This is a genomic window from Intrasporangium sp. (assembly GCF_036566125.1).
GTDB lineage: Bacteria > Actinomycetota > Actinomycetes > Actinomycetales > Dermatophilaceae > Intrasporangium.
In genome coordinates this window covers 1-2,925 of the sequence record NZ_DATCWX010000192.1, presented here as the reverse complement: position 1 = coordinate 2,925, position 2,925 = coordinate 1, and the positions used below count along the sequence as shown (strand labels likewise).

3 protein-coding genes are annotated in these 2,925 nt (G+C 70.7%); all 3 read right to left on the bottom strand.

Annotation, left to right across the window (positions count from 1 at the left end; all coding sequences use genetic code 11):
- Positions 1-145 precede the first annotated feature (145 nt).
- Positions 146-817, bottom strand: coding sequence for a 3-oxoacid CoA-transferase subunit B (locus VIR15_RS11405; RefSeq protein ID WP_331927641.1), 672 nt, complete (start codon positions 815-817; stop codon positions 146-148).
- A gap of 14 nt (positions 818-831) precedes the next feature.
- Positions 832-1,524, bottom strand: a complete 693-nt coding sequence (locus tag VIR15_RS11400; RefSeq protein ID WP_331927639.1) for a 3-oxoacid CoA-transferase subunit A — start codon at positions 1,522-1,524, stop codon at positions 832-834.
- A 66-nt stretch (positions 1,525-1,590) separates the two neighbouring features.
- Positions 1,591-2,796 (bottom strand): thiolase family protein, encoded by a 1,206-nt coding sequence (locus VIR15_RS11395; RefSeq protein ID WP_331927637.1) that lies wholly within the window; start codon positions 2,794-2,796, stop codon positions 1,591-1,593.
- Positions 2,797-2,925: the final 129 nt, after the last annotated feature.

Sequence of the window (2,925 nt, the reverse complement as noted above, 5' to 3'; positions counted from 1 at the left end):
GAGGTGGCGCGGGCCGACTGACGTGGCGCGCGGTACATCCCGCGCCACGTGTGCTACGGCGCGCTACGTTTGCCAAGGCGCGCGACGTGCCGGGCCGACGACGTCGGCCGCGAGGGGCCCGGCGCTGAGGGCGCCACAGTCGCGGCTACTCGCAGCGGGTCAGGGGCACGGGCACGATGGCCTGGAGCTGCTCGAACGTCATGCCGTGGGTCTCGCGGACGAGGACGCCTTCGGGACCGATGAGGAACACCGCGACGTCGGTGTAGACCCGAGTGACGCAAGCGACCCCCGTCAGGGGATAGGTGCACGTCTCGACGAGCTTGCTCTCGCCGTCGCGGGTGAGAAGGCTCATCATGACGTACGTCTCCTTGGCGCCCAGGGCCAGGTCCATGGCCCCGCCGACGGCCGGGATGTCGTCGGGGTCGCCCGTGTGCCAGTTGGCCAGGTCGCCGTTGGCGCCCACCTGGTAGGCGCCGAGGACGCAGATGTCCAGGTGGCCGCCGCGCATCATCGCGAACGAGTCGGCGTGGTGGAAGTACGAGGCCCCCGGCAGCTCGGTCACGGGGATCTTGCCGGCATTGATCAGGTCGAGGTCGACCTCGTCACCCTGAGCCGCGGGGCCCATGCCGAGCATGCCGTTCTCGGTGTGCAGCGTGACGTGCTGGTCGGGTGACAGGTGGTCCGCGACGAGCGTGGGCTGGCCGATGCCGAGGTTGACGTAGGCGCCGGTCGGGATGTCCGCCGCGACGAGCGCGGCGAGCGCGTGCTTGCCGAGCCGCTCGGGGCCCTCGCTGAACGGCTGCGTCGGCTGCGTCATGTTCGTCCCGGCACTCACTGGCCCTCCTCCGGTTGCGGGGTCGCCTCGGTCGGGACGACGACGACCCGGTCGACGTAGATGCCCGGGGTCACGACGACCTCGGGGTCGATCCCACCGACCGGCACGATCTCGTGCACCTGGACGATCGTCGTCGTCGCGGCGGCCGCCATGATCGGCCCGAAGTTCCGGGCGGTCTTGCGGTAGGTGAGGTTCCCGACCCCGTCGGCCCGGTGCGCCTTGACGAGCGCGTAGTCACCGCGGATCGGGTATTCGAGCACGTAGTGGCGTCCATCGATCTCGCGCACCTCCCGACCCTCGGCCAGCTGCGTGCCGTAGCCGGTCGGCGTGAAGAAGGCACCGATGCCCGCGCCGGCCGCGCGGATCCGCTCGGCGAGGTTGCCCTGTGGCACCAGCTCGAGGTCGATCTCGCCGGCGCGGTACTTCGCGTCGAAGTGGTGGCTGTCATGCTGTCTCGGGAAGGAGCAGATGATCTTGCGCACGCGACCTGCAGCGATGAGCGCCGCAAGCCCGGCGTCACCGTTGCCGGCGTTGTTGTTGACCACGGTGAGGTCGCCGGCGCCGCCGTCGACGAGGGCCTCGATGAGCTCGACGGGCTGACCTGCCGTGCCGAAGCCACCGATGAGGACGGTCGCACCATCCGGGATGTCGGCAACCGCCTCCCTGGCGCTCTCAGAGATCGTGAGCATGTGGGTTTCCTTCCCCTTCAAGCATGTTCCGTATGCCGCTGAGCTCGCTCCCGCGCTTGGGCTCGCTCACCGGGTGGTGACGTTCTCGAGCACCACCGCGAGGCCCTGTCCCACGCCGATGCAGATGCAGGCGACGCCCCATCGCTCCCCGGTGCGCTGCAGGTCACGCGCGAGGGTGCCGAGGATGCGCCCGCCGGAGGCGCCCAGCGGGTGCCCGATGGCGATCGCGCCGCCGTGCCGGTTGACGATCTCCGGATCGACGGCCCAGGCGTCGATGCACGCCAGCGACTGGGCGGCGAAGGCCTCGTTCAGCTCGACCGCCGACACGTCGTCCCACGTGATGCCGGCCCGGGCCAGCGCCCGGTTGGCTGCCTCGACCGGCGCGTAGCCGAAGAACTGCGGCTCGTTCGCGCTCGCGCCGCGACCAGCGATCCGCGCAATCGGCTCGAGGCCGATCGTGTCCTGGGCCCGCTCGCTGCCGAGGAGCACCGCCGAGGCGCCGTCGTTGAGCGGCGACGCGTTGCCGGCTGTCACCGTGCCACCTTCCTTGCGGAAGGACGTCTTGAGGCCGGCCAACCGCTCCACCGTCGTGTCGGGCCGGATGGACTCGTCACGCGAGAGCTCGACCCCGGGCACCTCGACGACGAGGTCGTCGTAGAACCCGTCGGACCACGCCTGGTCCGCCAGGCGGTGGGACCGCTCCGCGAAGGCGTCCTGACGGTCGCGCGTGATGTCGTACTTCTCCCGGAGCTGCTCGGTCGCCTCGCCGAGGGACACCGTCCACTCGGTCGGCATCGCCGGGTTCACCAGACGCCACCCGAGCGTGGTCGAGGCGAGGCTCAGGTTGCCTGCGGGGTACGGCTTGTCGGTCTTGGGCAGCACCCAGGGCGCTCGGGTCATGGACTCGACCCCACCGGTGAGCACCACGTCAGCGTCACCGGTCTCGATGGACCGCGACGCGACCATGGCCGCGTCCAGGCTCGAGCCGCACAGCCGATTCACGGTCGAGCCGGGCACGCTCGTCGGAAGGCCGGCCAGGAGGGCAGCCATGCGCGCGACGTTGCGGTTCTCCTCGCCGGCACCGTTGGCGTTGCCGAGCACCACCTCGTCGACATGCTCGCCGGCGCCACCACCGGCGAGGCCCGGCGCGCGCTCGACGATCCGCCGCACGACGAGCGCTGCGAGGTCGTCCGGACGCTCGCCGGCGAGGGCGCCGCCAAACCGGCCGAACGGCGTGCGAATGGCGTCGTAGACAAAGGCGTGGCTCGGCATGCGTCGTTCCTTCGAGTGGTCGGTATGCGCACTAGCGTGCGCAATACGAACATCCGAAGTGTAGACGATCAGTGGTCACGCGCGAACGACAACGGCCGGACCCACGATGCGTGGGTCCGGCCGTCGCGG

Excerpts from the sequence above, each read along its gene's own strand:
- VIR15_RS11400 (WP_331927639.1), bottom strand. The coding sequence starts at position 1,524 with ATGCTCACGATCTCTGAGAGCGCCAGGGAGGCGGTTGCCGACATCCCG.
- VIR15_RS11405 (WP_331927641.1), bottom strand. The coding sequence starts at position 817 with ATGACGCAGCCGACGCAGCCGTTCAGCGAGGGCCCCGAGCGGCTCGGC.
- VIR15_RS11395 (WP_331927637.1), bottom strand. The coding sequence starts at position 2,796 with ATGCCGAGCCACGCCTTTGTCTACGACGCCATTCGCACGCCGTTCGGC.